Raw genomic sequence first — 24,272 nt, 5'->3', positions numbered from 1 at the left:
CAGAAAAACACTGCTCGCCTTTTTATTTTTTTGTCTTAATCGGATACGAAAGGGTATATTTATCATCATGGTAGGAATCCCTATAATCAATGAGGAAAGTTATGCGAATCAAAATGTTGCTTGGGGCGTCAGTATTATTGTTGGCAGGCTGTACAACAAATCATCAATTAACTTCTGCCGGTGCTAATGTGCGTTTTGTCGATACTCAACCAGGCAGCGAATGCCAGCGGTTAGGGGAAGTTGCTGGTATGCAAAGCAACTGGCTCAATGGCGTTAGCAATGAGAGCAGCTCTATGCGTAGTGCCGCCAATGATTTACGCAATAAAGCGGCTGAAATAGGTGGCAATGTTATTTATGGTGTAAGCAGCCCATCAGAGGGATTATTGGCTAGTTTTGTTCCCCTTGATAGCAAAATGGTGGGTCAGGTCTATAAGTGTCCATAAGCACTAATGACATATAGTCAATGCCATAAAAAAACAAAAAGCAAAAAATGTAGCCTCATAGATGAAATGGTGCGGTTTATCTGTATGTGGATGTAAAAAATCGATGAGGTTGGTGAGAAAGTGGTTTGGGCAATGCTCAGAAAGAATGTTTCAAAATATCAAGGGTTGCATATAGCCAATGGATTTCAAGCTGCGTCGCGGCGGCAAGGAAGCGAATCCCCGGGAGCATAGATCACTATGTGACCGGGGTGAGTGAGCGCAGCCAACAAAGAGGCAACTTGAAAGACGAAGGGTATATACATTCGGTTTCTGTGCGCTGCCCATCCAAAAGATCTTCAATGATGGCGTGAAATTAATCAGTGATTGGCTGGTATGAGGAATGTCACTGGTTCTGGGTTAGCCCTAAATCCAGAGGCGTTTTGCTTGGCTCTCCACCAATTTCCCTTGTCAGACTCGGAACCAGATAGCCAGAGACTTTAGTTAATAATTCTCGCATGATAGCTTTTGCTTCTTCATCTCCCACAAGAAAATGTGCGGCACCTTGAACTTTGTCCAGAACGTGAATGTAGTAAGGCAATATACCTGCATCGAATAGCGCATTACTTAAATCAGCCAGAGTATCTGCATTATCATTGATATCACGTAGCATCACACTTTGATTCAGAAGTGTCACACCCGCTTGCTTTAGCTTTATCATGCTTTCGCGGAACGCATCATCAATTTCATTTGCATGGTTGATGTGGGTCACCATGATCACCTGCAAATTGGTTTGTGCTAAACGATCACACAGTGAAAGAGTGATCCGATCGGGGATTACAACCGGCAAGCGCGTATGGATCCGCAACCGCTTAATGTGTGGAATGGATTCAATTCGACTGATTAACCAGTCCAGTTCATGATCCTTGGCCATGAGCGGATCACCACCAGAGAAGATAATTTCGTCAAGCTCTGGGTGCTGTTCAATATAATCCAAAGCAAGCTGCCAGTTGTTTTTGTTACCTTTATTGCCTTCATAAGGGAAATGGCGACGGAAACAATAACGACAATTGACTGCGCATCCTCCTTTGACCAATAGCAAAGCCCGATTGCGATATTTATGTAAAAGACCAGGAACGACACTGCGTTGTTCATCCAGTGGATCAGTAGAGAAACCAGAGGACGTAGCAAATTCTTCCCGTGAGGTCAGAACTTGTAATAAAAGAGGATCTCGGGGATCGCCCTTTTTCATTCGTGTTACAAATGCTCTTGGTACACGCAGAGGAAACAAACGCTTTGCTTCATTGCCTTCTTGCAGCATTGCATGCGTGTTTAAGGATAATAGTTGTAACAACTCGTTGGGATCAGTAATAACATCCGCAAGTTGTTTTAGCCAGACTTCTCTGAGGGGGTGAATATGGGTTATAATGTGTGCCATTTTTTGGCTAAGCCATTTTGTTAAAAATTAGAGGATCTCCATGGCTACTTATAGTACCAATGAATTCCGTTCAGGTCTTAAAATCATGTTAGATGGCGAGCCGTGCGCTATTCTGGACAGTGAATTTGTTAAACCAGGTAAAGGTCAGGCATTTGCCCGTGTTCGTATTCGTAAACTGATTTCTGGTAAACTGCTGGAAAAAACTTTTAAATCAACAGATTCTGCTGAAAGTGCAGATGTCATGGATGCCAACCTGACTTATTTGTACAACGATGGTGAATTCTGGCATTTCATGAATAACGAAACTTTCGAGCAGCTGGCTGCGGATGCGAAAGCCGTTGGTGACAATGCAAAATGGCTGATCGATCAGGCAGAATGTATTCTGACTCTGTGGGATGGCCGTCCTATCGCTGTTACTCCCCCAAACTTCGTTGAGCTGGAAGTGGTTGAAACCGATCCAGGTCTGAAAGGTGATACCGCTGGTACTGGTGGTAAACCTGCAACGTTGAGCACTGGTGCTGTGGTAAAAGTACCTCTGTTTGTACAGATCGGCGAAATCATCAAAGTTGATACCCGTTCTAACGAATATGTATCTCGCGTAAAATAACCGCGTTTGTTATTTAAAAAAACCGTAGCCTCTTCGTCTAGAGGTTGCGGTTTTTTTGTTGTAGCTCATCGGTCGTTATTATTGCGACTGCCAGATCGGATAGCTATAATTCAGTTTCATTTCTTATCGTTATCCTGGACGACCTGGATAAACGTCATTTCATTGGGGACGGCCCCACTAGTCATCATATAAAGGGAAAGGCATGTCTTGGTTGATCCTTCTTATTGCTGGTCTGTTGGAAGTGGTGTGGGCGGTAGGCCTGAAATATACTCAGGGTTTTTCACGTTTGATGCCAAGTGTAATTACGATTAGCGCGATGACTGTCAGTGTGGGGCTATTGGCCTATGCGATGAAAAACCTGCCGGCAGGAACTGCTTATGCTGTGTGGACAGGTATTGGCGCTGTAGGTACGGCGATTTTCGGCATTATGGTATTAGGGGAATCGGCGAATTTTGCCAGAGTGTTGAGCCTTGTCTTGATTGTGATAGGCATTATTGGCTTAAAGCTGGCGAGTTGATCTTATGTGAATAAACCCAGCTAGGCTGGGTCTATTTTACAATCATCATTTTCTTTCATAACGCGAAGGCCATATTTCTTCTGGCGTGCGCTCCAGTGCTGCGGCGATAAGACGCTCACCTTTTGGCCAGTGTCGTTGCAATGCATTGGCAAGAGTGGATGATGCCAGCCCTGCTGCCCGTGATACTTCTGACAATGTGGTTCCGCGCTTTTTCAATTCAGCGATGATATCAGCAGAATGCCAGTCTTTTTTTTCCATCCTTAAGATCTCCAATTATCTATTATTTTTCAATCAAAAAGTAAGTGTTAAGTAGATTATAAGTCACATATCATAGCATAACTCAAATTGAAACGTGACTTATAGTCCGTGGTCGGATAAGTAACACGAATCGATACTTATCGGATGAAAAAATCGAACAGCATCAAATCCCTTTTTGGACAAAGAATTAGGTATCTCAGGAGAGAAGCTGGGATGTCACAGGAAGCTTTTGCTGATAAATGTGGGTTGGATCGAACCTATGTCAGTGGCATTGAGCGTGGTGTCAGGAATCCTACCTTGGAAATTATTTATGTAATAGCAAATGGACTACAGATTGAACTTAATGAGCTGTTCAATTTCGAAACAATACATCCTCCCCATTAAATATTCTCTTTACCCATCGTCTTTCAAGTTGCAGCCAATAAAGCTGCGACTGAAAAATCATTTTTCTCTTGTTATTTCTCTTTAATACGAAGCTGAGATACATATTCTGTTTTTGAATATGATATTTTTTTTGTCATATTATGAGCAATGATTGCTGGAATTTGATGAAATAATGTACTTTGATTAGACATAAGCGGGAGAAAAGATGGTGTCATTGATCCCTGAGCTTGCGATTGGAGCGGTTGTTGGTTTAATTATCAGTACTACTGGTGTTGGTGGTGGTGTGGTAGTTTTGCCGATCCTGAGCTATTTTTTCGGATTGGATGCATTGGCTTCTGTAGCGACGGCTAATCTTCTTTCAATGCTGATGAAAATATCATCTTCTTACATGCACTTTCGCATGGGCAATATTCCCTTACGTCAATCTTTGATTATTCTGCTGATCATGATACCCGGTACGGTATTGGCCAGTTATGGAGTAACAATGTTGAGTCATGTAAGCCACTATCAGGTACAACTTGAATGGGGAATTAATTTATTGGTTTTATTGGCTATCTTATTTTCCCTGTATCTTTTTTATCGTCGAATACGTCAGCCGCAGTTAAAAATGGGCCAAATGCAACCACAATCCAGACTGATTAAGCCTCTTTTACTGCCCGGTACAGGGGCTGGATTGGTGCTCGGAGCAACGGGAGTTGGTGGTGGCATCGTGGTATTGCCATTACTACTACGCTATGCGCAAATGAGTATCAAACAAGCGGTTGGTGTTTCCTTATTTGTCACAATGATGTTATCCGGTTCATCTGCTGTTGCTTATGCACATGGAGGATATACGGATTGGAAACTGGCGTTGGTGCTGTTTGTGGGTTCTTTGCTGGCGATCCCTTTTGCCAAGTATCTGATGAAGCATTTGTCTGACAAGGTACTACAATATGCCACATTGTTCTTGATCTTATGCAGTGCAATATTGATAGGATTCCGGTTAATTTGAAGAGACTTCTTTGACCATTGAGGCGAGTGGTAGGCTCAACAGCCAAAGAAGATATTGAATTAATTAATAAATCAGTAATTGGTTTTAATAAATCAATGATTGGTTTTAATAAATCAGTAAGCAGTTTCACCAATATTTTTCAGGGCATCAATCACTAATTGCCAGAACTTGCTGTGATCCAATTTGACAGCAACTTGTGTATGGCAATCTTCAGGTGGAGGGAAACGGAAATCTGCCACTGTCATTCCGGTTGTTAATGCTCCCGTTAGCTCGATATTAACGGGAACTTTTTGGGTCGTCATAACATCAGGATCGATCACATAAGCGACAGCACAGGGATCATGAACTGGAGGATAACCAAATCCCTGATGCTCACGATATCTATCCCCATAAAATTTCAGCGCATCCAACACGAATTGCGAGGAATGTGTCTTAATTTGAGCGATTGCCTCGATAATTTCAGGTGTTGCTTGAGCTTGATGAGTGAGATCTAAACCAACCATCGTCAGCGGCCATTTTTCATTAAAAACAATGTGTGCGGCTTCTGGATCGATCACAATATTGAACTCCGCAACTGCACTTCTGTTTCCTTTATGATAACCCCCTCCCATCAATACGACTTCCTTCACCCGCTCAACGATTTGCGGTGCTTTGCGTGCGGCCATAGCGATGTTTGTCAAACCCGCAGTTGGAACCAGAGTCACACTTTTGGGCGGATTTTCCATAATCACATCAATAAGTAAATCAACTGCATGGCGAGCATCTAATTTCATTGTTGGTTCAGGGAGAATGGGGCCATCTAAGCCAGTTTCACCATGAATATCTGGGGCTGTCTTGATCTCTCGAACAAGTGGGCGGTGGCATCCTGCTGCGAAAGGAACATTGTGAATATTGGCGATGCGTGCAATGCAAAGGGCATTGCGGGTTACTTTACTCAGGGTTTGATTGCCAACAACGGTTGTGACAGCCAACAGCTCAATATTCGGATTCCCATGGGCAAGCAGGAGAGCAATGGCATCATCATGTCCGGGATCGCAGTCAAGGATAATTTTCTTCGGTAGCATATTTATTCCTTTCAGTAACTATACCCAATGGATTTCAAGATGCGTCGCGGCGGCAAGGGAGCGAATCCCCGGGAGCATAGATAACTATGTGATCGGGGTGAGTGAGTGCAGCCAACAAAGAGGCAACTTGAAAGATGAAGGGCACATACCCATTATTTTCAAGTCGTTGTTTTGTTAGTGATAACTTGAAATCTACTAGGTACATATATAAATATCTTTTTTCAGAATAATTCACTAACAGAAAAAATTCCTCCCAATCCATCACAAATTGAAAATATAAAAGTTACATCTTGTTAATAAATATTTGAATAATTGTGATTTGATTAACATGAAAACAACAAATGATTTGAGCATTTCAATTACATATGATTCATATATATATCAGACATTAAGTGCGTTAATTGTTATTTATATCAATTTGTTAATATTTCGACCCTTTATTGCTTTGTTAATACACCTGAATAACTAATATTCAGTAAATGTGATAAATCCCCCTGAGAAACGGAGTAGCAAGGTGATCAGCTGAACACCATCAGGGGATAAGCAGATGCTCATGGGGTATATAACATGAATAATCAACTTGATTCATTAACATACTATGCGGCAACAAAAAAATATGATCTTCGTTTCCCAATGCTGACAGAAGATTTGGATGTTGATGTAGTTATCATTGGCGGAGGTTTTTCTGGTATCAATACGGCATTAGAGCTGGCAGAAAAAGGCATCACTAATATTGCGATTTTGGAAGGCCGGACTTTGGGATATGGCGGTACAGGCCGTAATGGTGGTCAAGTGATGACGGGTATTGGTCATGACTTGAATAAGATCAAACGCCATACGGGTAAAAAAGGTTTAGAAACCATATTTAAAATTAGTAGCTTGGGCGCAGGGATAATTCGTGATCGAATTGCCAAATATGATATTCAGGCTGATTTTTGCCAAGGTTATGCTTATCTTGGCTGGAATCCGCGACATGATAAAACATTGCATAGTTGGTTGCAGGAATTTCGTTCGGCTTCCCCTGATGAAGAAATTGAACTTTATACTGGTGCGGATGTTAAGAAAATTATTGGTTCGGACCGCTATACCAGTGCATTAAAACACATGGGGGGCGGGCATGTTCATTCGCTCAATTTACTGTTGGGAGAAGCCAAGGCTGTCACTGAATACGGTGTCAAGATTTTTGAAAACAGCCAGGTTGTGAACGTAGAGTATGGCCCTAGGGTCACAGTTCGCACACCCATGGGGTCAGTTCGTGCCAATAAGATGTTGTGGGCATGCAATGGTTTTTTGGATGGACTCGAACCGACTATTTATAGAAAAACGATCAATACCTACGCCTTCCAATTGATGACAGAAGAACTGTCGGACGATTTGATTGAAAGGATCAGTCCTATTCGTGGGGCATACAGCGATATTAGCCCGGTCATCGATTACTATCGTGTTACCAAAGAAAACCGTTTGCTATATGGCGGCGCGACACATTTCATTGAATATATACCTTCTGATTTAAAAGCATGGAACCGCAATCTCATGCTCAAAACTTTCCCTTACTTGAAAGATGTGAAGATAGAACTGGCATGGGGCGGGCCATTATGTTGCAGCGCCAATCTGTTTCCGCAAATTGGTTCTCTGCCTGATCATAAAAATGTGTTCTATGTTCAAGGGTATTCTGGTTTTGGTGTGACGCCTAGCCACATTATCTGCAAAATTCTGGCTGAAGGAATGAGTGAAGGCTCAGATCGTTATTCGTTACTGAGTTCGATTCCACACCTCAATATTATCGGGAAAGACAGATTGAGAAATTTACTGCTCTCAGCCAGTAAGACTTGGCACCAAACTTCAGGTTATTGGCAAGGACGCCGTTAGTTTTATCGCCGTTTAGATTTTTTGTCACTATTTTCTTTTTACTATTTTTTGAACAGTAACTATTTTTTGAACGGTCACTATTTTTTTGAACAGTCACTATTAAAAGGTAAAAGCCATGATAAAGCCGTTATTGTTAGATAAAGCACTTCCTGAATTAATGCCAATTGGCAGCATCACCAATCTTGGTTCTATTGTGGTGGAGGGAGATCCGCAAGTGAGTGTAGCCATGACCCATGGGGAACCATCGCATAATCTGACATGTGGTATTTTCGCCTGTACCAAGGGCACATTTAAAATGACCTATTCCTTTGATGAAATGGCAACGGTGCATGAAGGCTCAGTGAAACTGACTGATGTCAAAACAGGGGTTACGGTTGAATATCATAAAGGCGACTCGTGGTTTGCGGTAAAAGGGACGGAAGTATTGTGGGAAATCACTGGCGAGCGTTTCGTCAAACACTACATGGCTTGTATAAACGGGTAAATATCCGGCTAGACAGAGGAAAAGATGATGAGTGAAATTAAGTTGCTGGAGTCGGTTACTGCTTTCTTGCAGCGTTCTCACGGTCATTATATTAATGGAGTCTCTATTCTTGGTCAGGAAAAGGAAACTTTTTCCATCGTTAACCCAGCTTCTGGTGAAATGATAGCGACGGTCAATCAGGGAGGAGAGGCCGAAGTTAATCAGGCAATGCAGGCGGCATCAGCCGCTTTTCACGGATCATGGGCACAAATCTCCCCTATAGAGCGGGGAAATTGCCTGAATCGGCTGGCTGATCTATTGCAGAAAAATGGTGAGGAGCTGGCACAACTGGAAAGTTTATGTTCTGGTAAACCAATTCAATTATCCCGCATGCTGGAAGTGGGGGCATCAGCCGATTATTTACGCTATTTTGCGGGATGGTCGAGCAAAATTACTGGCGAAACATTGAATGTCTCATTGCCATCGCTTAAAGGAGAAAAATATAGCGCCTTTACTCATCGTGAACCCATTGGCGTTGTGGTCGGTATTATTCCGTGGAATTTCTCCATCATGATAGCGATTTGGAAATTGGGCGCAGCATTGACCAGTGGTTGTACCATTGTGCTTAAACCCAGCGAATATACTCCCTTAACCATGTTGCGTGTGGCTGAACTGGCAAAAGAAGCGGGGATTCCTGATGGCGTAATCAATATCGTCAATGGTTCAGGTGCTCGCATTGGATCTTCTCTGATTAGTCATCCTCAATGTGCCAAAGTCACTTTTACAGGTTCAGTTCCAACAGGCATGATCGTAGGTAAATCGGCTCTGGAGCAGGGATTGAAGCGCACAACACTGGAGCTTGGGGGAAAAAACGCAGCGGCTTTTCTGCCGGATATGACCGTTGAGAAAATCGTTGATGGCATATTGGAAGCGGGATACGTGTATCAAGGGCAAATCTGCGCGGCTGCGGAGCGTTTTTATATTCCATCTGTTCACATGGATGATGTTTTAACGTTACTTTCTGAACGATTATCTGCGATGAAAATCGGCTCCCCCCTTGATGAATCAACGGAAATGGGGCCTCTGGCAAACAAAGCGCATTATGACAAGATTCTGTCTCTGTTTGAAAAAGCGCGTCAGGAAGGTTGCGAAATTGTCTACGGAGGCCACGCACTGGAAGGGCCGGGATTTTTTGTCGCCCCCACGATCGTGAAAGCCAATAGTGCCGAAGATACGTTAATGAAAGAGGAGACATTCGGGCCGATCGGTACTTTCCTCAGTTATGACGATGAGGAAGAGCTAATTGGCATGATGAATGCAACGCCATTTGGGTTGTCTGCCAGTTTATGGACGAACAATATGAGCAAAGCAATGCGTATGACTTCACGCATTGAAGCAGGCATTGTTTGGATCAACATGCATACGTTCCTAGATCCTGCGCTCCCGTTTGGTGGCTGGAAATCTTCAGGGATTGGCCGTGAGTTTGGCAGTGCATTTATTGAACATTACACGGAACTGAAATCGGTCATGGTGCGTTATTGATGGAATAGTGAGTTTATATTGATCTAGAGCGCTACTTGGTCTTTGGTCATTGAAGCGCTCATTTTCCTCTTATTTTCCTCTTCCTGCCTTACTGAATACTTTGTCTTTTTGAAAAACTTGTCTTTTTGAAAAACTTGCCTTTTTGAAAAACTTGCCTTGCAGAAAAGCGCTGTCATAAGAATGTCGTCATAGGTTCAAATAAGTGTCATGTGACATATCTATTATCCGAGCAACTTAACACGATGATTTCTCATCCTATTCATCTGACTGCAAGGAAAGTTAGACAAGAAGACTCAGAAACCCAACTATGTGACAGATTCAGCCGCTTCTGCCACGGCTTGGGCAACGGGAGTAAAAACTTATAATGGGGCGTTGGGAATTGATGTTTTTGGCAAACTTTCGAAAGGGAATTGAGGCTTTGAGTAAGCAATAAAATCAACAGTTAAATTATTAGAAGGATCAAATAAGATTGAGGAAATCATAAGAAGGGAAAGCACAAGATAAGAAAGGAAAGAAAAATGAAACAGTGGTGCGAAGGGGGGGACTTGAACCCCCACGTCCGTAAGGACACTAACACCTGAAGCTAGCGCGTCTACCAATTCCGCCACCCTCGCAGGTACTGCCATTTATCTTGTTTGCTCAACCGATTTCATTTAACCGATTTCATTTAACTGATAGCTATCTGATTTGGTGCGAAGGGGGGGACTTGAACCCCCACGTCCGTAAGAACACTAACACCTGAAGCTAGCGCGTCTACCAATTCCGCCACCCTCGCATATATCAGACACTATCACTTAAACGGATAGCTTGGAGGCGCATTCTAGAGATTTTATAGCTGGCGTCAATCATTATTTAGTGAGAAAACGTGTGATTGCCGTAAAAATCGGCATGTCGACATGCTTGTGGAAGACAGAGATAAGATGCTGAAAAATAGAAATTGCCTGCCCATTAAACTGGAGCAGGCAAAACAAGGCTGCATTGAATGCCTGAGTTATTTCTTCGTCGCTTGGTATACTTTGAATTTACCTGTTTGCGCAATGACTTCATGGTTACCAAAGGTATTATCCAGCAGGTCAGGATAAGGTAAAAAAGCGTTTGCGACGATCCGCAATTTACCACCGGGTTTAAGGTAATTTGGTGCCATGCGAATCATATCATCGGCAGCAACCAAGTTAGTTTTCAAGCCATCATGGAATGGTGGATTAGAAATAATCCAGTTGAATTTTTCTTCAATGGCAGAATACACATTACTGGTGACCACATTGCCTTCCAGCTTATTGGCTTTCAGTGTTGCCTTGCTGGATGTGATAGCGGCAGCATTGACATCGCTTAGTGTCAGGGACAGATCAGGGTTCTTTTTACCCAATACGGTTGCCAGTACCCCGGCACCACAAGCAACATCCAACAGGCTGCCAGAGATAGGGGCATCAAAAGTGGAAAGCAGCAGACGACTGCCGACATCCAAATCATCTTGGCTGAATACACCGGGCAGCGTATTGACCGTGACATCTCCCACCTGATAGCTGTTCCACCAATTGTTTTGATCAAACTGAACCTGATTTTTCAATTGACCATAAAACAGACTGCAACGACGTGCTGTATCAATTTTGTGGAAAGTAGTAATACCTTCCATTAATTTATCAACACTGCGTACGCCAGTACGGTTCTCACCCACGATAAAAATATCCGTTCCGGGAGGCAGGATGGAGAACAGATTACGTAGTTGGAAACGCGCTTCCTGCTTGCTTTTCGGCCAATAATAAATCAGTGTGTCACACTCTTTAATAAATGTGCTGTCCGCTAAAAGGCCAAACCAGGCATTATCACCAAGCTGACGGATCAGGGATTGCCAATGGTGATATTGGCTAGTATGCACACGCACACTTGCAGCTTCAATTTCCGTTGCCAGATTGTCCTGAAGATCACCGGCAAAGAGTAGATGATGATCGCGGAATTGCTCATAATGGCGCAGGATAACTTCGCTGGCCGGGGTTAATACTGACATCTATGTATAGCTCCTATAAATCTTTATCCAAGTATAAGTATCAGCGGGCAGAACTGAATGCCATGCTGATTGGCGCAGAGATAAGCCCTCTGATAATATATTACCTGTTATTTTTTATGGCAGATGGAATAAAACACGATGACGAAGCGTGACAGATTACTCTCCCAACTGGGGATCACCCAATGGGTTTTGCGTAGCCCAATGACCTTGCAAGGTGAATTATCTGTCCTCATCCCTGATTCAACCCGTCTATTGATCATTAGTTATGATCAAATTGACTTAAGTCATTCATTGTTTGCTGATATTTTTACAGCCATGGGGATTGATGCCTCATCGGTATATTGCATCACGACAAAAGATGTTGAGCTACTTTCAGAATCAATCCACTGCCCATGCTGGCTGTTAGGGGTTGATATTACCTTATCAATACAAGGGATTTCTTTGAGAAGCCCGGCATTAAATGACTTATCTCTTGATGGGAATGCAAAACGCGCTCTTTGGCAACAAATTTACCATTATGAAGAATATTTCTCTATTAACTCTCGTTGATCTTCCAGCCGCATTTCAAATAGAACAGGCCAGCCATGCGTTTCCGTGGAGTGAAAAAACCTTTTACTCCAATCAGGGAGAACGTTATATCAACTATAAGATAACGCAGAATAACCAGATTATCGGTTTTGCGATAACACAATATGTCATGGATGAAGCCACGCTATTTAATATTGCAATTCATCCTGAACATCAATCGCGTGGACACGGCAGGGCATTGCTTATGCATCTCATTAATATATTGCCTGAAAAACAGATCAACACGCTGTGGCTTGAGGTACGGCGTTCGAATCAATCTGCCATTCGTTTATATGAAGATATAGGCTTCAATGAAGTTTCCATCCGTAAGAATTATTATCCGACAGAGTCAGGGAAAGAAGATGCCATTATTATGGCGTTGCCGTTGTTTGGTGGGTGAAGGATGCTCATGAAAATTGTTGTAAAGCAGTATGTAACATTATCAAATTTCAACTGAATTAATTAATGATTGGCTTATGCTCTATCTTGAATATCATTGGTTGTTTATAAGTCCAAGTTCAGCGAAAATAACCGCCAATCACGATTAACATGACGGATTGAAAAGCGAAGCGCCAGCAAGAGGCGCTTCCAAATGGTATCAATCCGTGCACAGACTAGAAGATACCAATTGATGTCAAATTCCCCATTTCTGCAAGAAGTCGCGAAACGGCGCACTTTTGCAATAATTTCCCATCCCGATGCGGGTAAAACAACGATTACTGAAAAAGTATTATTGTTCGGACAGGCGATCCAGAAAGCAGGTACGGTAAAAGGCCGGGGCTCTAACCAGCACGCTAAATCAGACTGGATGGAAATGGAAAAACAGCGTGGAATCTCCATTACCACTTCCGTAATGCAGTTCCCTTATAGTGATTGTCTGGTTAACTTACTGGATACCCCTGGGCATGAAGACTTCTCTGAAGATACCTATCGTACTTTGACGGCCGTTGACTGCTGTTTGATGGTCATTGATGCGGCGAAAGGGGTTGAAGATCGTACTCGTAAGTTGATGGAAGTTACTCGTCTGCGTGATACGCCGATCCTGACATTCATGAACAAGCTCGACCGTGATATTCGTGATCCGATGGAGCTGATGGATGAAGTAGAAAATGAACTGAACATTGCCTGTAGCCCGATTACATGGCCAATCGGCTGTGGCAAATCTTTCAAAGGTGTCTATCATCTCTATTTTGATGAAATTTACCTGTATCAGTCTGGTCAAGGGCATACCATTCAGGAAGTCCGTGCTATCAAAGGGTTGGATAATCCTGAACTAGATGCGGCAGTAGGTGAAGAGCTGGCGAACCAATTACGCGAAGAGCTGGAACTCGTCAAAGGGGCCTCCCATGAATTTGATCAGGAAGCCTTTTTACAGGGCGAACTGACACCTGTCTTTTTCGGCACTGCATTGGGTAACTTTGGTGTTGATCACATGCTGGATGGTCTTGTTAAATGGGCCCCAACTCCTATGCCTCGTCAGACTGATGCACGTGAAGTGACTTCCAGTGAAGAGAAATTCACAGGCTTTGTTTTCAAAATTCAGGCCAATATGGACCCGAAACACCGTGACCGCGTAGCATTTTTACGGGTTGTTTCCGGTAAATATGAAAAGGGCATGAAACTGCGTCAAGTCCGCATTAAGAAAGATGTCGTCATTTCTGATGCACTGACTTTTATGGCGGGAGATCGTTCTCATGTTGAGCACGCTTACCCAGGGGATATTATCGGCCTGCACAATCATGGCACCATTCAGATTGGGGATACTTTTACCCAAGGTGAAGAGCTGAAGTTTACTGGTATTCCTAACTTCGCACCTGAATTATTCCGCCGTATTCGTCTGCGTGATCCGTTGAAACAGAAGCAATTGCTGAAAGGTCTGGTGCAATTGTCAGAAGAAGGTGCTGTACAGGTATTCCGCCCTCTTTCCAATAACGATCTGATCGTAGGGGCAGTTGGTGTGCTTCAGTTTGATGTTGTTGTTGCTCGTTTGAAGAGTGAATACAACGTTGAAGCGCTGTATGAGCCAGTTAACGTTTCCACGGCCCGCTGGGTAGAGTGCAGCGATGCGAAGAAACTGGAAGAGTTCAAGCGTAAAAATGAGCAGAACTTGGCTTTTGATGGTGGTGATAACTTAACTTACATTGCACCAACAATGGTCAATTTAAACTTGACCAGTGAACGCTATCCTGATGTTGCTTTCCGTAAGACACGGGAACACTGATATTCTTTTCAGGGCCAACAATCCTGTTGGCTCAGATCGCTGATAAACCCTGTTTAAAATAATCATGGGGTTTATCAGCATGAAAAATGTTGTGATCATTTTTCCCCAATTAGATCAATTTGATCGCCTATCAAACCCTTCATTTTTACTCCTGTTACCTTGAACACTACTCAACTAAAACAACAACCTTATCAGTAGACAATATCATTGATTCTATTGATTTTTGTTTTATTTGTTATTTTATTCTACTTATATATAAATTTTAAGAATAAGATTCTTGTTTAATAAACGTTTATGTTGCTTTCTGTAATATTAGCGTCAAGCCGATTTCAGCTGTCTAATTGATATACCGACACACTGTGATTGTCTAAATAATACACTGCTTGTTGAAAGTCTTAGCCCATGTTAAATAAGGTGATAGTATGAATAAGTCTCGAATTGCACATTCATTAGTGGCAGTCGTTTTAGGATCAGTACTGGTAAGTAGCAGTGCTTTTGCAAATAATATCCTTTCAGGAAATACACCATCATCGCAAGGAACGGCGCAGAAAGTTAATCAGCCATTAAAAAAATCAGAGGAAAAAGTTGTTAAACGCTTGCCGAATGCAGGTAACTCTGTTAATGACACTCAGATTACTACCGCAGTAAAAGATAAATTGCGGCTACAAAAGAATTTAAACATTAATGACATTCTAGTGAAAACAGACAAAGGCATTGTCTATATTGCAGGCTTTGTTAAAAGCCAAGCTCAGAAAACCAAAGTAGTTGCTCTGGCTAAGAGTGTGAAAGGCATTAAGTCTGTGCGGTATTCCTTAGTAGTAGTTAAAAATACGGTAGTAGTTAAAAAATAAAGTGGTAGTTAGAAAATAAAGTAGTAGTTAGAAAATAAAGTAATAGTTAAAAAAATAACTGGAATCATTGAAAGAGTGGCTAGTAATAAGCCACTCTTTTTACCTCTTTCTCCCTCAATAAAACCCTGCTCAATTAGTAGATTATCTAACAGAGAATGCTATTCGTCGTTGTATTCGAATAATTTATTGCTATGTTAATAATTATACTCTTCATCTACCAACTTGCATTTTTATTGGCTGATCCTGATTATATAACTAGCTATTCAGCGTGTGGGTTATCCTTGATGCTGTCGTTGACTTTTAGAGGAGGAAGTGTGGGAAAGCATATTCCAATAACGTTGGGTAATATAGAACCCTTAGCTTATAAGTCACAGATAAAGCCAGGAAAAATTGCGCTTGTTTGTGAAGGAGGTGGTCAAAGGGGGATTTTTACCGCTGGTGTTTTGGATGAATTCCTCCGTCTTGGTTTTAATCCTTTTGAGTTGTTCCTTGGGACGTCGGCGGGAGCTCAGAACCTTTCTGCCTATATTTGTGGTCAGCGTGGCTATGCACGTAAAGTGATCAACCGTTATACAACAGATTCAACCTTCTTTAATCCATTCCGTTTTGTTCGCGGTGGGCATTTAATCGATCTGGATTGGTATATTGATACCATATCTGAGCAATTGCCACTCAATATTCCTGTTGCAATGAGTCAGTTTGATGCTGGGCGTGAATTTTATATGTGCGCTTGCCGCGCTGATAATTTTGAGCCGGATTATCTGCATCCTAATGAGCGGAATTGGATGGATATCGTCAAAGCCTCAAGTGCCATTCCGGGATTTTATCGTAATGGTGTTACTCTTAGTGATGTGGTTTATCAAGATGGTGGCATTTGTGATGCTATTCCAGTGCAAGAAGCCTATCGCCGAGGAGCGGATACTATCGTCGTGATTCGGACAGTTCCTTCACAACTTTATTATACGCCCCAGTGGTTCAAGCGCATGGAGCGCTGGTTAGAAGTTAGTAGCCTGCAAAAAATGGTCAAGATGATCAACCTTCATGCACAGAGTTATCGCCGAACACAGAAATTTATCGAAGATCCACCGGATGGTGTACAAATCTTCGAAATCTATCCACCAGCACCATTGGTTACAATGGCATTAGGAAGCAGGCTCAGTGCACTCAATCAGGATTATCATTTGGGACGGCGTTGTGGACGATATTTTCTGGCAACGATTGGGCATACTTTTGTTGAAGGAAAATTTGGACATGCAGAACGTAAGATTTATGGGGTAAGCCGTATGAAATTAAATTCTGATGGTGTCAGTCATAATTATTTTCGGAGAAATCATTTCCTGAACAGCGTCAATCATTGCCCTAAAGTGGAACCCCCAGCATCTGATGTGATGGAAAATGTGCAAACGACAGAAACGAGCATGATGGATAACTTGGACAAATAGATGTTTATTGATACACATTGCCATTTTGATTTTTTCCCTTTTGTGGGTGATGAAATAGAGAGTCTGAACCAAGCCAGGCAAATGGGCGTGGAAAAAATTATCGTTCCCACGATAAGTCAAATGAACTTCCAGAGAGTTACGGCGTTGGCTGAGGATTATTCCCCAATCTATGCTGCATTTGGTTTGCATCCACTCTATATTGCTGAACATCAAGCGGTTCATCTGGATGAGTTGGATCAGAAGCTACAGGAAAAAGATGCTAAATGTGTAGCAGTAGGTGAAATTGGCCTTGACCTTTATATGCCTGATCCGCAGATTGAAAAGCAGAAAAGTATGTTAGAAGCGCAGCTAAAACTGGCTAAACAACATGATTTACCCGTAATACTTCATTCCAGAAAAAGCCATGATCAATTGGCTGCAATCTTGAGAAAGCATAAGTTACCACGAACAGGGGTTGTTCATGGTTTCTCAGGTAGTTTGTCCCAAGCCCAAGCCTTTATTCGCCTGGGGTTTTACATTGGTGTTGGGGGAACAATTACCTACGATAGGGCACAAAAAACACGTAACACTATTTCACAATTGCCTTTGTCAGCTTTGGTATTGGAAACAGATGCACCTGATATGCCATTGTCGGGGTTTCAGGGGCAGCCAAATCGACCAGAAAGAGTTGCACAGATTTTCTCAGTATTGTGTGAGTTGCGCCAAGAACCGTCAGATGAAATTGCCAAGCAAATTTATCAGAATAGTGTGACACTATTTGCAATTGAATGATTTAAATTTAGGCAATTTATATGAGTTGATGCAAATTGCAACGCAGAAGCAATGTAATGAATCTTCAGGAACATAACTTACTATAAACCGGATGAGATAATATATCCGCAAAGCAGCAACTTAAAAGGTGAAAGGTACAGTAAACATTAATAACGCTTAACTTACATTCCTTGCCTATTTATCCTATTTTTTACCTTTTTCCCTATTAAATTATCTAATCCCACCGAAACTAAGTGGCTTTGTGTGATGCGGATCTCATTTTGCATTTTTATATTACTTTTTGTTGTATTAATTTGTGATGTTAGTTGCTTGTTCCTTTTTAGTGCTAGGTATAATCGGCTCACACAATGTCAGTAGGAACATATAAAACAACTGACATATTTTTTTTATTATTCATTCAGTGAACAGGGATTCTTCCAATGCAACTCCTTATGAGCCTGATAGGGATAGTAGTACTGATTTTTATCGCAGTGCTCTTCTCCAGTAACTACCGAGCCATTAAAATCCGTACTGTCCTAGGCGCCTTTTTGATTCAGGTTGCTATTGGGGCATTTGTACTTTATGTACCAGCCGGCAAAGACATTCTGGGAGGAATGTCAAGAGGCGTTTCCAACGTGATTGGATATGGTCAAAAAGGAACAGATTTTATTTTTGGCGGACTGGTTTCCGACAAAATGTTTGAATTGTTCGGCGGTGGTGGCTTTGTTTTTGCTCTGCGCGTTCTGCCAGTGATTGTTTTCTTCTCATCACTCATTGCAGTGTTGTATTACATAGGCGTTATGCAGCTCATCATCAAAATACTGGGTGGTGGATTGCAGAAAATATTGGGAACATCACGGACTGAATCTCTGTCTGCGACTGCGAATATTTTCGTGGGTCAAACTGAAGCTCCTCTGGTTGTGCGCCCTTATATTGCGACCATGACCCAATCTGAGTTGTTTGCGGTTATGTGTGGTGGCCTGGCTTCCGTTGCGGGTTCAGTATTGGCGGGTTATGCATCGATGGGTGTTCCGTTGGAGTACCTGATCGCGGCTTCATTCATGGCAGCACCAGGTGGTTTGCTGTTTGCGAAGCTGCTAGTGCCGGAAACAGAAAAAACTCACGATACTGCTGATGCAATGTCATTGATTGCAGCGGAAGATCGTCCTGCAAATATCATTGATGCGGCTGCATCGGGTGCCGCATCCGGTATGCAACTGGCTCTGAACGTTGGTGCAATGCTGTTGGCATTCACCGCATTGATTGCTTTGCTCAATGGTATCTTAGGCGGTATCGGTGGCTGGTTCGATTACCCTCAATTATCTATGGAACTGGTTTTGGGCTGGGTTTTTGCACCAATTGCCTACCTGATCGGCGTTCCATGGCATGAAGCCACAATCGCAGGTTCTTTCATCGGCCAGAAAATCGTCGTTAATGAATTTGTGGCGTTCATGAACTTTGGTGAATACCTGAAAGCTGACGATATGGTTAAGGCTGCGGGTCTGCAAGTGCTTTCCGATCATACCAAAGCAATTATCGCCTTTGCTTTGTGTGGCTTCGCTAACTTGTCTTCTGTTGCGATCCTTCTGGGCGGCTTGGGTGGTATGGCACCAAACCGTCGCGGAGATATTGCCCGTTTCGGCTTGAAAGCTGTATTGGCAGGGTCACTCTCTAACTTGATGAGTGCAACAATTGCAGGATTCTTCCTCGCGTTGTAAGACGCAGAGAACGTATATCAAATTGAATGCAGGTGAGATTTCTCACCTGTTTTTGTTTTTCCTGAAAACATTTAATGTGATTTAACTCACAATAAAATGTTTGTTGTTGCAAGAGTCATGTGATTAGTGTGATTTTAAGCACGAATTATTGTTCATTTACATGTTCAAATAATGATGTGCAGACACCTAATGGCGATGGTTGATCCCCATAACATCAGGCAATATGAAATATAAAGAAAGCTAAGTATAGTAAAGATATAGTGCAGAAAAAATGCGCAAACAGAGATAAATAGCGCAGAAAAACAGCGCGGAGAGAGGGAACTCTGTTGTTGCAGGGGCATATTGCCATAGCAACATCTTCAAGGAACCAAGTCCGCTCGCCAACAAACGAACTTATTGTTAAAAACGAACTTGTTGTTAAAAACGAACTTATTGTTAAAAACGAACTTGTTGTTAAAAACGAACTTATTGTTAAAAAAGTAATAGTTAAAAAGTAATGGTTAAAAAACAATTGCCATAAATAATCGTTAAAACTAATCGTTCGTTCAAAATAATCGTACAAAAGAATGTGTGAACTGGTTCAGTCACAATAATAATACCGTTGGAGAGTTCTATGACCGATTTAACCGCCGCCGCTCAGCATGCGCTGAGTTTGATGGATTTAACTACACTTAATGATGATGATACAGATGAGAAAGTGACAGCACTTTGTCGTCAGGCGAACAGTCCCGCCGGACATACGGCAGCTATCTGTATCTACCCACGTTTTATTCCTTTGGCACGTAAGGTATTGCGTGAACAAGGAACTCCCGATATTCGCATTGCTACAGTGACCAACTTCCCGCACGGTAACGATGATATCGACATTGCACTGGCTGAAACCCGTGCTGCCATCGCTTATGGTGCAGATGAAGTGGATGTTGTTTTCCCTTACCGTGCATTGATGGCAGGTGATGAACAGATTGGCTTTGATTTAGTAAAAGCCTGCAAAATGGCCTGCGCTGAATCGGGCGTATGGCTAAAAGTCATTATTGAAACAGGTGAATTGAAAGATACAGCTTTGATTCGCAAAGCGTCTGAAATTTCAATTAAGGCTGGTGCTGATTTCATCAAAACCTCAACCGGTAAAGTTCCCGTGAACGCGACACTAGAAAGTGCCGAAATTATGCTGAGCGTAATCCGTGATATGGGCGTAGGCGATAGCGTTGGTTTTAAACCAGCAGGTGGCGTGCGTACTGCGGAAGAAGCGGCACAGTATTTGGCGCTGGCGGAACATATCTTGGGAGACAAATGGATTGATTCCCGTCATTTCCGTTTTGGTGCATCCAGTTTGTTGGGCAGTTTACTGACTACACTTGGATATCAGGGCCAAAAGCAGAGCAATGGTTATTGAGATCAGCAGTAGTTATTGGGATCAATCGTGATTAATTGAATGCACGCTAAAATAGTGTGTATTACTGCCATTCTTTTCAGATAATAATGATTGGGAGGTAGCTTTGTTTCTGGCACAGGAAATTATCCGCAAAAAACGTGATGGCTATCCATTGAATGAAGAAGAGATACGCTTCTTTATTAACGGAGTCCGCGATAATACAGTTTCCGAAGGGCAAATTGCTGCATTGGCAATGACCATCTATTTCCATGATATGACGATGGAAGAACGTGTCGCACTGACATTAGCGATGCGTGATTCTGGTACGGTTTTAGACTGGAAGAAATTGAATTTACCCGGCCCGGTTGTCGATAAACACTCGACGGGCGGTGTGGGGGATGTCACTTCCCTGATGCTTGGCCCCATGGTAGCGGCCTGTGGGGGATTCGTGCCGATGATATCGGGACGTGGCTTAGGGCATACCGGAGGTACGCTGGATAAATTGGAGTCTATTCCCGGTTTTGACATCTTTCCTGATGAGCACCGTTTCCGTAACATTATTCGTGATGTGGGCGTTGCCATTATCGGACAAACCAGTTCACTGGCACCTGCGGATAAACGTTTTTATGCGACGCGCGATATTACGGCAACAGTGGATTCCATCCCTTTGATTACAGCCTCTATCTTGGGTAAAAAACTGGCTGAAGGGCTGGATGCTTTAGTCATGGATGTGAAAGTAGGGTCTGGGGCATTTATGCCGACCTACGAACAATCGGAAAAGCTGGCCGAATCTATCGTTGAAGTTGCCAATGGTGCGGGGTGCAAAACCACAGCATTATTGACAGATATGAATCAAGTCTTGGCATCCAGTGCGGGTAATGCGTTGGAAGTGCGTGAAGCAGTCCAATTCTTGACGGGGGAATACCGTAACCCTCGGTTATTTGAAGTTACCATGGCGTTATCTGCTGAAATGCTGGTTTCGGGCAATCTGTCCATTGATCGTGACGATGCATATCGTAAGTTACAGGCAGCACTGGACAGTGGCAGAGCGGCGGAAACATTTGGTCGCATGGTGGCTGCACAGAAAGGACCAACTGATTTTGTCGAAAATTACGCCCGCTACCTACCGACGGCGGAATTCATCAAGCCAGTATTGGCAGGACAGGTATTAGACGGACATGTATTAGACGGTCAGATATTAGGCGGTCAAAGAGGCATTGTTGCAGAAATGGATACCCGGGCTTTGGGAATGTCTGTTGTTGGATTGGGTGGAGGACGTCGTAAGGCGACAGATCCTATTAATTACAGTGTGGGGCTGAGTGATATCGTTGCGTTGGGCACAAAAGTGAATGCGGATACACCCTTGGCAATGATTCACGCCAACAGTGAACATGCTTGGCATGAAGCCGCAGAAACAATCAGTAAGGCCTTTGTTCTTAATAAGAAAACCGTTCTTGAGGAAACAGGAACACAAGCCGCCACACCAATGGTTTATCGTCATATCAATGGATAAATCAGACAAGAATTGAAATCGATTTTAATAGCTGGCAGTTTCCGCATTGATAGCGTGAATTGACGCAGGAGAAAATAATGAAACGTACATTCATCATGGTATTGGATTCCTTTGGTATCGGTGCAAGTGCTGATGCTGAAAAGTTTGGCGACAAGGGATCTAACACTTTAGGGCATATTGCAGAACAATGTGCCCGTGGTGAGGCTGATATTGGCCGTAAAGGGCCACTGCACTTGCCAAACCTGAGCCGTCTGGGATTGGGCAAGGCAACGGAAGAGTCTTGTGGAACTTTCCCGATTGGTTTGGATAAAGATGCCGAAATAATTGGCGCTTATGGTTACGCGAGTGAACTTTCTTCTGGTAAAGACACACCATCAGGCCACTGGGAAATTGCGGGCGTTCCGGTTCTGTTTGACTGGGGCTATTTCCATGACGAAGAAAACAGTTTTCCACAGGAGTTGCTGGATAAACTGGTCGAGCGCGCAAACCTGCCGGGTTATCTGGGGAACTGTCACTCTTCTGGTACAGTGATTCTGGATAAACTGGGTGAAGAACATATGAAAACCGGTAAGCCGATTTTCTACACTTCTGCGGATTCTGTTTTCCAGATTGCATGCCATGAAGAGACATTTGGCTTGGATCGTCTGTATGAGCTGTGTGAAATCGCTCGTGAAGAGTTGAATATTGGTGATTATAATATTGGCCGCGTGATTGCCCGTCCATTTGTGGGTGATAAAGTAGGGAATTTCCAGCGTACCGGCAACCGCCATGACTTGGCCGTTGAGCCACCAGCCCCAACTATCCTGAAAAAATTGGTTGATGAAAAGCAGGGTGAAGTAGTTTCCATCGGTAAGATTGCTGATATCTACGCAAATGTGGGCATCACCAAAAAGGTCAAGGCGACGGGAATTGATGCTCTGTTTGATGCTTCATTGATTGAAATGGAGCAAGCGGGGGATAACACCATCGTATTTACCAACTTTGTTGACTTTGATTCTTCTTACGGCCACCGCCGTGATGTTGCTGGTTACGCGGCAGCACTGGAGTTGTTTGATCGCCGTTTGCCAGAAATGCTGAAATTGGTAAAAGAAGACGACATTTTGATCTTCACTGCTGACCATGGTTGTGACCCGACTTGGGCGGGCACTGATCACACCCGTGAGCATATTCCAGTTCTGGTTTACGGACCTAAAGTTAAACCGGGTTCATTGGGGCATCGTGAAACGTTCGCCGACATTGGTCAGACAGTAGCGAAATATTTCGATCTGACGCCAATGGATTACGGTAAGTCGATGTTTTAATTTTTTGTGGAGGCCGATGGGACTCCACACTTTCATCTATTTTGATACGTAATAAAAACAAGGAAATAAATGTATGGCTACCCCACATATTAATGCTGAGATGGGCGATTTTGCTGATGTTGTTTTGATGCCAGGTGATCCACTGCGTGCAAAATACATCGAGGAAACTTTCTTGGAAGATGCTCGTCAGGTTAACAATGTTCGCGGTATGCTGGGTTTCACCGGTACTTACAAAGGCCGCAGCATCTCTGTTATGGGTCATGGAATGGGTATCCCATCTTGCTCGATTTATGCCAAAGAACTGATCACTGAATTTGGTGTTAAAAAAATCATCCGCATTGGTTCCTGTGGTGCGGTCAGTGAAGATGTTAAAATCCGTGATATCGTGATTGGCATGGGGGCGTGTACCGATTCCAAAGTAAACCGCCTGCGTTTTAAAGATCACGACTTTGCAGCGATTGCTGATTTTGATCTGGTTCGTAATGCTGTTGATGCGGCCAAAGCGAAGAATATCAACGCGCGTGTTGGTAATCTTTTCTCTGCTGATTTGTTCTATACGCCAGATCCTCAGATGTTTGACGTCATGGAAAAATACGGCATTCTGGGTGTTGAAATGGAAGCGGCAGGTATTTATGGTGTTGCTGCTGAATTTGGTGCAAAAGCACTGGCTATTTGTACTGTTTCTGACCATATCCGTACTGGCGAGCAGACTACGGCTGAAGAACGTCAAAATACATTTAATGACATGATTGAGATTGCACTTGAATCCATTTTGATGGGTGACAATTAAGAAAGCGTAAATAGTTTTAGTCTTTCATTAAAAAATCATAAGCCCTTTTCATTATTGGAAAGGGCTTTTTATTTATGAATCGTGTTTTCATTTTTCATATTTTGTTAATGATAGGTCAGGTCTATTTACTTACGAGTTATCTTATTACTCAATGATTTTATTAAAGAATGAGTAAAAAACAATAAATTTA

24 protein-coding genes, 2 tRNA genes and 1 pseudogene are annotated in these 24,272 nt (G+C 42.8%); 21 read left to right on the top strand and 6 right to left on the bottom strand.

Annotation, left to right across the window (positions count from 1 at the left end):
* Positions 1-101 precede the first annotated feature (101 nt).
* Entirely contained in the window at positions 102-443 is a 342-nt protein-coding gene (locus PSI14_RS04195; RefSeq protein ID WP_092517205.1) for a DUF4156 domain-containing protein, read from the top strand.
* Between the two features lie 382 nt (positions 444-825).
* Here PSI14_RS04195 and epmB read toward each other — a convergent pair whose 3' ends face one another.
* Positions 826-1,857 carry an EF-P beta-lysylation protein EpmB gene (epmB, locus tag PSI14_RS04190; protein WP_273574554.1) on the bottom strand — a complete coding sequence of 344 codons (1,032 nt, stop codon included), beginning with the start codon at positions 1,855-1,857 and terminating at the stop codon, positions 826-828.
* Between the two features lie 40 nt (positions 1,858-1,897).
* Here epmB and efp point away from each other — a divergent pair, with 40 nt between their 5' ends.
* Positions 1,898-2,464, top strand: coding sequence for an elongation factor P (gene efp / locus PSI14_RS04185; protein WP_273574553.1), 567 nt, complete (start codon positions 1,898-1,900; stop codon positions 2,462-2,464).
* Positions 2,465-2,666: 202 nt separating this feature from the next.
* On the top strand, positions 2,667-2,981 hold the full coding sequence (sugE, locus tag PSI14_RS04180; RefSeq protein WP_273574552.1) for a quaternary ammonium compound efflux SMR transporter SugE: 315 nt from the start codon (positions 2,667-2,669) through the stop codon (positions 2,979-2,981).
* Between the two features lie 45 nt (positions 2,982-3,026).
* Here the strand turns inward: sugE and PSI14_RS04175 are convergent, their stop codons facing one another.
* The gene (locus tag PSI14_RS04175) at positions 3,027-3,239 is read right to left on the bottom strand and encodes a helix-turn-helix domain-containing protein (RefSeq protein ID WP_273555175.1); all 213 of its coding nucleotides are present in this window, start codon (positions 3,237-3,239) and stop codon (positions 3,027-3,029) included.
* Between the two features lie 144 nt (positions 3,240-3,383).
* Here PSI14_RS04175 and PSI14_RS04170 point away from each other — a divergent pair, with 144 nt between their 5' ends.
* Together PSI14_RS04170 and PSI14_RS04165 are read left to right on the top strand one after the other, a co-directional pair.
* The gene (locus tag PSI14_RS04170; RefSeq protein ID WP_092517211.1) at positions 3,384-3,623 is read left to right on the top strand and encodes a helix-turn-helix domain-containing protein; all 240 of its coding nucleotides are present in this window, start codon (positions 3,384-3,386) and stop codon (positions 3,621-3,623) included.
* A gap of 208 nt (positions 3,624-3,831) precedes the next feature.
* Positions 3,832-4,614 carry a sulfite exporter TauE/SafE family protein gene (locus PSI14_RS04165; protein WP_370688813.1) on the top strand — a complete coding sequence of 261 codons (783 nt, stop codon included), beginning with the start codon at positions 3,832-3,834 and terminating at the stop codon, positions 4,612-4,614.
* A 113-nt stretch (positions 4,615-4,727) separates the two neighbouring features.
* Here the strand turns inward: PSI14_RS04165 and uriH are convergent, their stop codons facing one another.
* Positions 4,728-5,678 (bottom strand): uridine-preferring nucleoside hydrolase UriH, encoded by a 951-nt coding sequence (gene uriH, locus PSI14_RS04160; RefSeq protein WP_273574550.1) that lies wholly within the window; start codon positions 5,676-5,678, stop codon positions 4,728-4,730.
* Positions 5,679-6,245: 567 nt separating this feature from the next.
* Between uriH and PSI14_RS04155 the strand changes: the two genes are divergently transcribed.
* From PSI14_RS04155 to PSI14_RS04140, 4 genes and pseudogenes are all read left to right on the top strand, one after another.
* Positions 6,246-7,547 carry an NAD(P)/FAD-dependent oxidoreductase gene (locus PSI14_RS04155; protein ID WP_273574549.1) on the top strand — a complete coding sequence of 434 codons (1,302 nt, stop codon included), beginning with the start codon at positions 6,246-6,248 and terminating at the stop codon, positions 7,545-7,547.
* Between the two features lie 115 nt (positions 7,548-7,662).
* A complete protein-coding gene (locus PSI14_RS04150) occupies positions 7,663-8,031 on the top strand; it encodes a cupin domain-containing protein (protein ID WP_273574548.1) in 369 nt (122 codons plus the stop codon).
* A 27-nt stretch (positions 8,032-8,058) separates the two neighbouring features.
* Positions 8,059-9,552 carry an aldehyde dehydrogenase family protein gene (locus PSI14_RS04145; protein WP_273574547.1) on the top strand — a complete coding sequence of 498 codons (1,494 nt, stop codon included), beginning with the start codon at positions 8,059-8,061 and terminating at the stop codon, positions 9,550-9,552.
* A gap of 279 nt (positions 9,553-9,831) precedes the next feature.
* Positions 9,832-9,948, top strand: a pseudogene (locus tag PSI14_RS04140) (alkaline phosphatase); the annotation flags it as partial.
* 131 nt (positions 9,949-10,079) lie between these two features.
* Here the strand turns inward: PSI14_RS04140 and PSI14_RS04135 are convergent.
* The 3 genes from PSI14_RS04135 to rsmC all read right to left on the bottom strand — a co-directional run bounded on the left by PSI14_RS04135 (position 10,080) and on the right by rsmC (position 11,557).
* Positions 10,080-10,166 (bottom strand) — tRNA-Leu (locus PSI14_RS04135).
* Positions 10,167-10,240: 74 nt separating this feature from the next.
* Positions 10,241-10,327 (bottom strand) — tRNA-Leu (locus PSI14_RS04130).
* A 216-nt stretch (positions 10,328-10,543) separates the two neighbouring features.
* On the bottom strand, positions 10,544-11,557 hold the full coding sequence (rsmC, locus tag PSI14_RS04125) for a 16S rRNA (guanine(1207)-N(2))-methyltransferase RsmC (RefSeq protein WP_273574546.1): 1,014 nt from the start codon (positions 11,555-11,557) through the stop codon (positions 10,544-10,546).
* 138 nt (positions 11,558-11,695) lie between these two features.
* Here rsmC and PSI14_RS04120 point away from each other — a divergent pair, with 138 nt between their 5' ends.
* From PSI14_RS04120 to deoD, 12 genes are all read left to right on the top strand, one after another.
* Entirely contained in the window at positions 11,696-12,106 is a 411-nt protein-coding gene (locus PSI14_RS04120) for a DNA polymerase III subunit psi (protein ID WP_273574545.1), read from the top strand.
* Entirely contained in the window at positions 12,075-12,524 is a 450-nt protein-coding gene (rimI, locus tag PSI14_RS04115; RefSeq protein ID WP_273574544.1) for a ribosomal protein S18-alanine N-acetyltransferase, read from the top strand. Before PSI14_RS04120 ends, rimI begins: the two co-directional genes overlap by 32 nt.
* A 231-nt stretch (positions 12,525-12,755) precedes the next feature.
* The gene (gene prfC, locus PSI14_RS04110; RefSeq protein ID WP_273574543.1) at positions 12,756-14,345 is read left to right on the top strand and encodes a peptide chain release factor 3; all 1,590 of its coding nucleotides are present in this window, start codon (positions 12,756-12,758) and stop codon (positions 14,343-14,345) included.
* A 422-nt stretch (positions 14,346-14,767) separates the two neighbouring features.
* Positions 14,768-15,196, top strand: coding sequence for a BON domain-containing protein (locus PSI14_RS04105; protein ID WP_273574542.1), 429 nt, complete (start codon positions 14,768-14,770; stop codon positions 15,194-15,196).
* Between the two features lie 314 nt (positions 15,197-15,510).
* Entirely contained in the window at positions 15,511-16,638 is a 1,128-nt protein-coding gene (locus tag PSI14_RS04100; RefSeq protein ID WP_273574541.1) for a patatin-like phospholipase family protein, read from the top strand.
* On the top strand, positions 16,639-17,409 hold the full coding sequence (locus tag PSI14_RS04095; RefSeq protein ID WP_273574540.1) for a TatD family hydrolase: 771 nt from the start codon (positions 16,639-16,641) through the stop codon (positions 17,407-17,409).
* 431 nt (positions 17,410-17,840) lie between these two features.
* On the top strand, positions 17,841-19,106 hold the full coding sequence (locus PSI14_RS04090) for a NupC/NupG family nucleoside CNT transporter (protein ID WP_273555217.1): 1,266 nt from the start codon (positions 17,841-17,843) through the stop codon (positions 19,104-19,106).
* A 326-nt stretch (positions 19,107-19,432) separates the two neighbouring features.
* Positions 19,433-19,603 (top strand): hypothetical protein, encoded by a 171-nt coding sequence (locus PSI14_RS04085; protein ID WP_273574539.1) that lies wholly within the window; start codon positions 19,433-19,435, stop codon positions 19,601-19,603.
* Positions 19,604-19,719: 116 nt separating this feature from the next.
* On the top strand, positions 19,720-20,499 hold the full coding sequence (gene deoC / locus PSI14_RS04080) for a deoxyribose-phosphate aldolase (protein ID WP_273574538.1): 780 nt from the start codon (positions 19,720-19,722) through the stop codon (positions 20,497-20,499).
* Between the two features lie 103 nt (positions 20,500-20,602).
* Positions 20,603-21,991: a thymidine phosphorylase gene (deoA, locus tag PSI14_RS04075; protein WP_273574537.1), complete on the top strand. Its 1,389-nt coding sequence runs from the start codon at positions 20,603-20,605 to the stop codon at positions 21,989-21,991.
* A gap of 77 nt (positions 21,992-22,068) precedes the next feature.
* Complete coding sequence (gene deoB / locus PSI14_RS04070; protein ID WP_273555191.1) at positions 22,069-23,292, top strand: phosphopentomutase; 1,224 nt, start codon at positions 22,069-22,071, stop codon at positions 23,290-23,292.
* A 73-nt stretch (positions 23,293-23,365) separates the two neighbouring features.
* Entirely contained in the window at positions 23,366-24,082 is a 717-nt protein-coding gene (gene deoD / locus PSI14_RS04065) for a purine-nucleoside phosphorylase (protein ID WP_273574536.1), read from the top strand.
* Positions 24,083-24,272: the final 190 nt, after the last annotated feature.

It is taken from the genome of Xenorhabdus anantnagensis (genome assembly GCF_028598555.1).
Lineage (GTDB): Bacteria > Pseudomonadota > Gammaproteobacteria > Enterobacterales > Enterobacteriaceae > Xenorhabdus > Xenorhabdus anantnagensis.
Note: the sequence above shows the minus strand (reverse complement) of the source record. Positions and strands in the feature narration are given on the sequence as shown.

Excerpts from the sequence above, each read along its gene's own strand:
- PSI14_RS04120 (WP_273574545.1), top strand. The coding sequence starts at position 11,696 with ATGACGAAGCGTGACAGATTACTCTCCCAACTGGGGATCACCCAATGG.
- PSI14_RS04105 (WP_273574542.1), top strand. The coding sequence starts at position 14,768 with ATGAATAAGTCTCGAATTGCACATTCATTAGTGGCAGTCGTTTTAGGA.
- PSI14_RS04095 (WP_273574540.1), top strand. The coding sequence starts at position 16,639 with ATGTTTATTGATACACATTGCCATTTTGATTTTTTCCCTTTTGTGGGT.
- PSI14_RS04090 (WP_273555217.1), top strand. The coding sequence starts at position 17,841 with ATGAGCCTGATAGGGATAGTAGTACTGATTTTTATCGCAGTGCTCTTC.
- PSI14_RS04170 (WP_092517211.1), top strand. The coding sequence starts at position 3,384 with ATGAAAAAATCGAACAGCATCAAATCCCTTTTTGGACAAAGAATTAGG.
- deoD (WP_273574536.1), top strand. The coding sequence starts at position 23,366 with ATGGCTACCCCACATATTAATGCTGAGATGGGCGATTTTGCTGATGTT.
- PSI14_RS04150 (WP_273574548.1), top strand. The coding sequence starts at position 7,663 with ATGATAAAGCCGTTATTGTTAGATAAAGCACTTCCTGAATTAATGCCA.
- rsmC (WP_273574546.1), bottom strand. The coding sequence starts at position 11,557 with ATGTCAGTATTAACCCCGGCCAGCGAAGTTATCCTGCGCCATTATGAG.
- PSI14_RS04145 (WP_273574547.1), top strand. The coding sequence starts at position 8,059 with ATGAGTGAAATTAAGTTGCTGGAGTCGGTTACTGCTTTCTTGCAGCGT.
- efp (WP_273574553.1), top strand. The coding sequence starts at position 1,898 with ATGGCTACTTATAGTACCAATGAATTCCGTTCAGGTCTTAAAATCATG.
- deoB (WP_273555191.1), top strand. The coding sequence starts at position 22,069 with ATGAAACGTACATTCATCATGGTATTGGATTCCTTTGGTATCGGTGCA.
- PSI14_RS04195 (WP_092517205.1), top strand. The coding sequence starts at position 102 with ATGCGAATCAAAATGTTGCTTGGGGCGTCAGTATTATTGTTGGCAGGC.
- PSI14_RS04155 (WP_273574549.1), top strand. The coding sequence starts at position 6,246 with ATGAATAATCAACTTGATTCATTAACATACTATGCGGCAACAAAAAAA.
- rimI (WP_273574544.1), top strand. The coding sequence starts at position 12,075 with ATGAAGAATATTTCTCTATTAACTCTCGTTGATCTTCCAGCCGCATTT.
- deoC (WP_273574538.1), top strand. The coding sequence starts at position 19,720 with ATGACCGATTTAACCGCCGCCGCTCAGCATGCGCTGAGTTTGATGGAT.
- epmB (WP_273574554.1), bottom strand. The coding sequence starts at position 1,857 with ATGGCACACATTATAACCCATATTCACCCCCTCAGAGAAGTCTGGCTA.
- uriH (WP_273574550.1), bottom strand. The coding sequence starts at position 5,678 with ATGCTACCGAAGAAAATTATCCTTGACTGCGATCCCGGACATGATGAT.
- prfC (WP_273574543.1), top strand. The coding sequence starts at position 12,756 with ATGTCAAATTCCCCATTTCTGCAAGAAGTCGCGAAACGGCGCACTTTT.
- PSI14_RS04175 (WP_273555175.1), bottom strand. The coding sequence starts at position 3,239 with ATGGAAAAAAAAGACTGGCATTCTGCTGATATCATCGCTGAATTGAAA.
- sugE (WP_273574552.1), top strand. The coding sequence starts at position 2,667 with ATGTCTTGGTTGATCCTTCTTATTGCTGGTCTGTTGGAAGTGGTGTGG.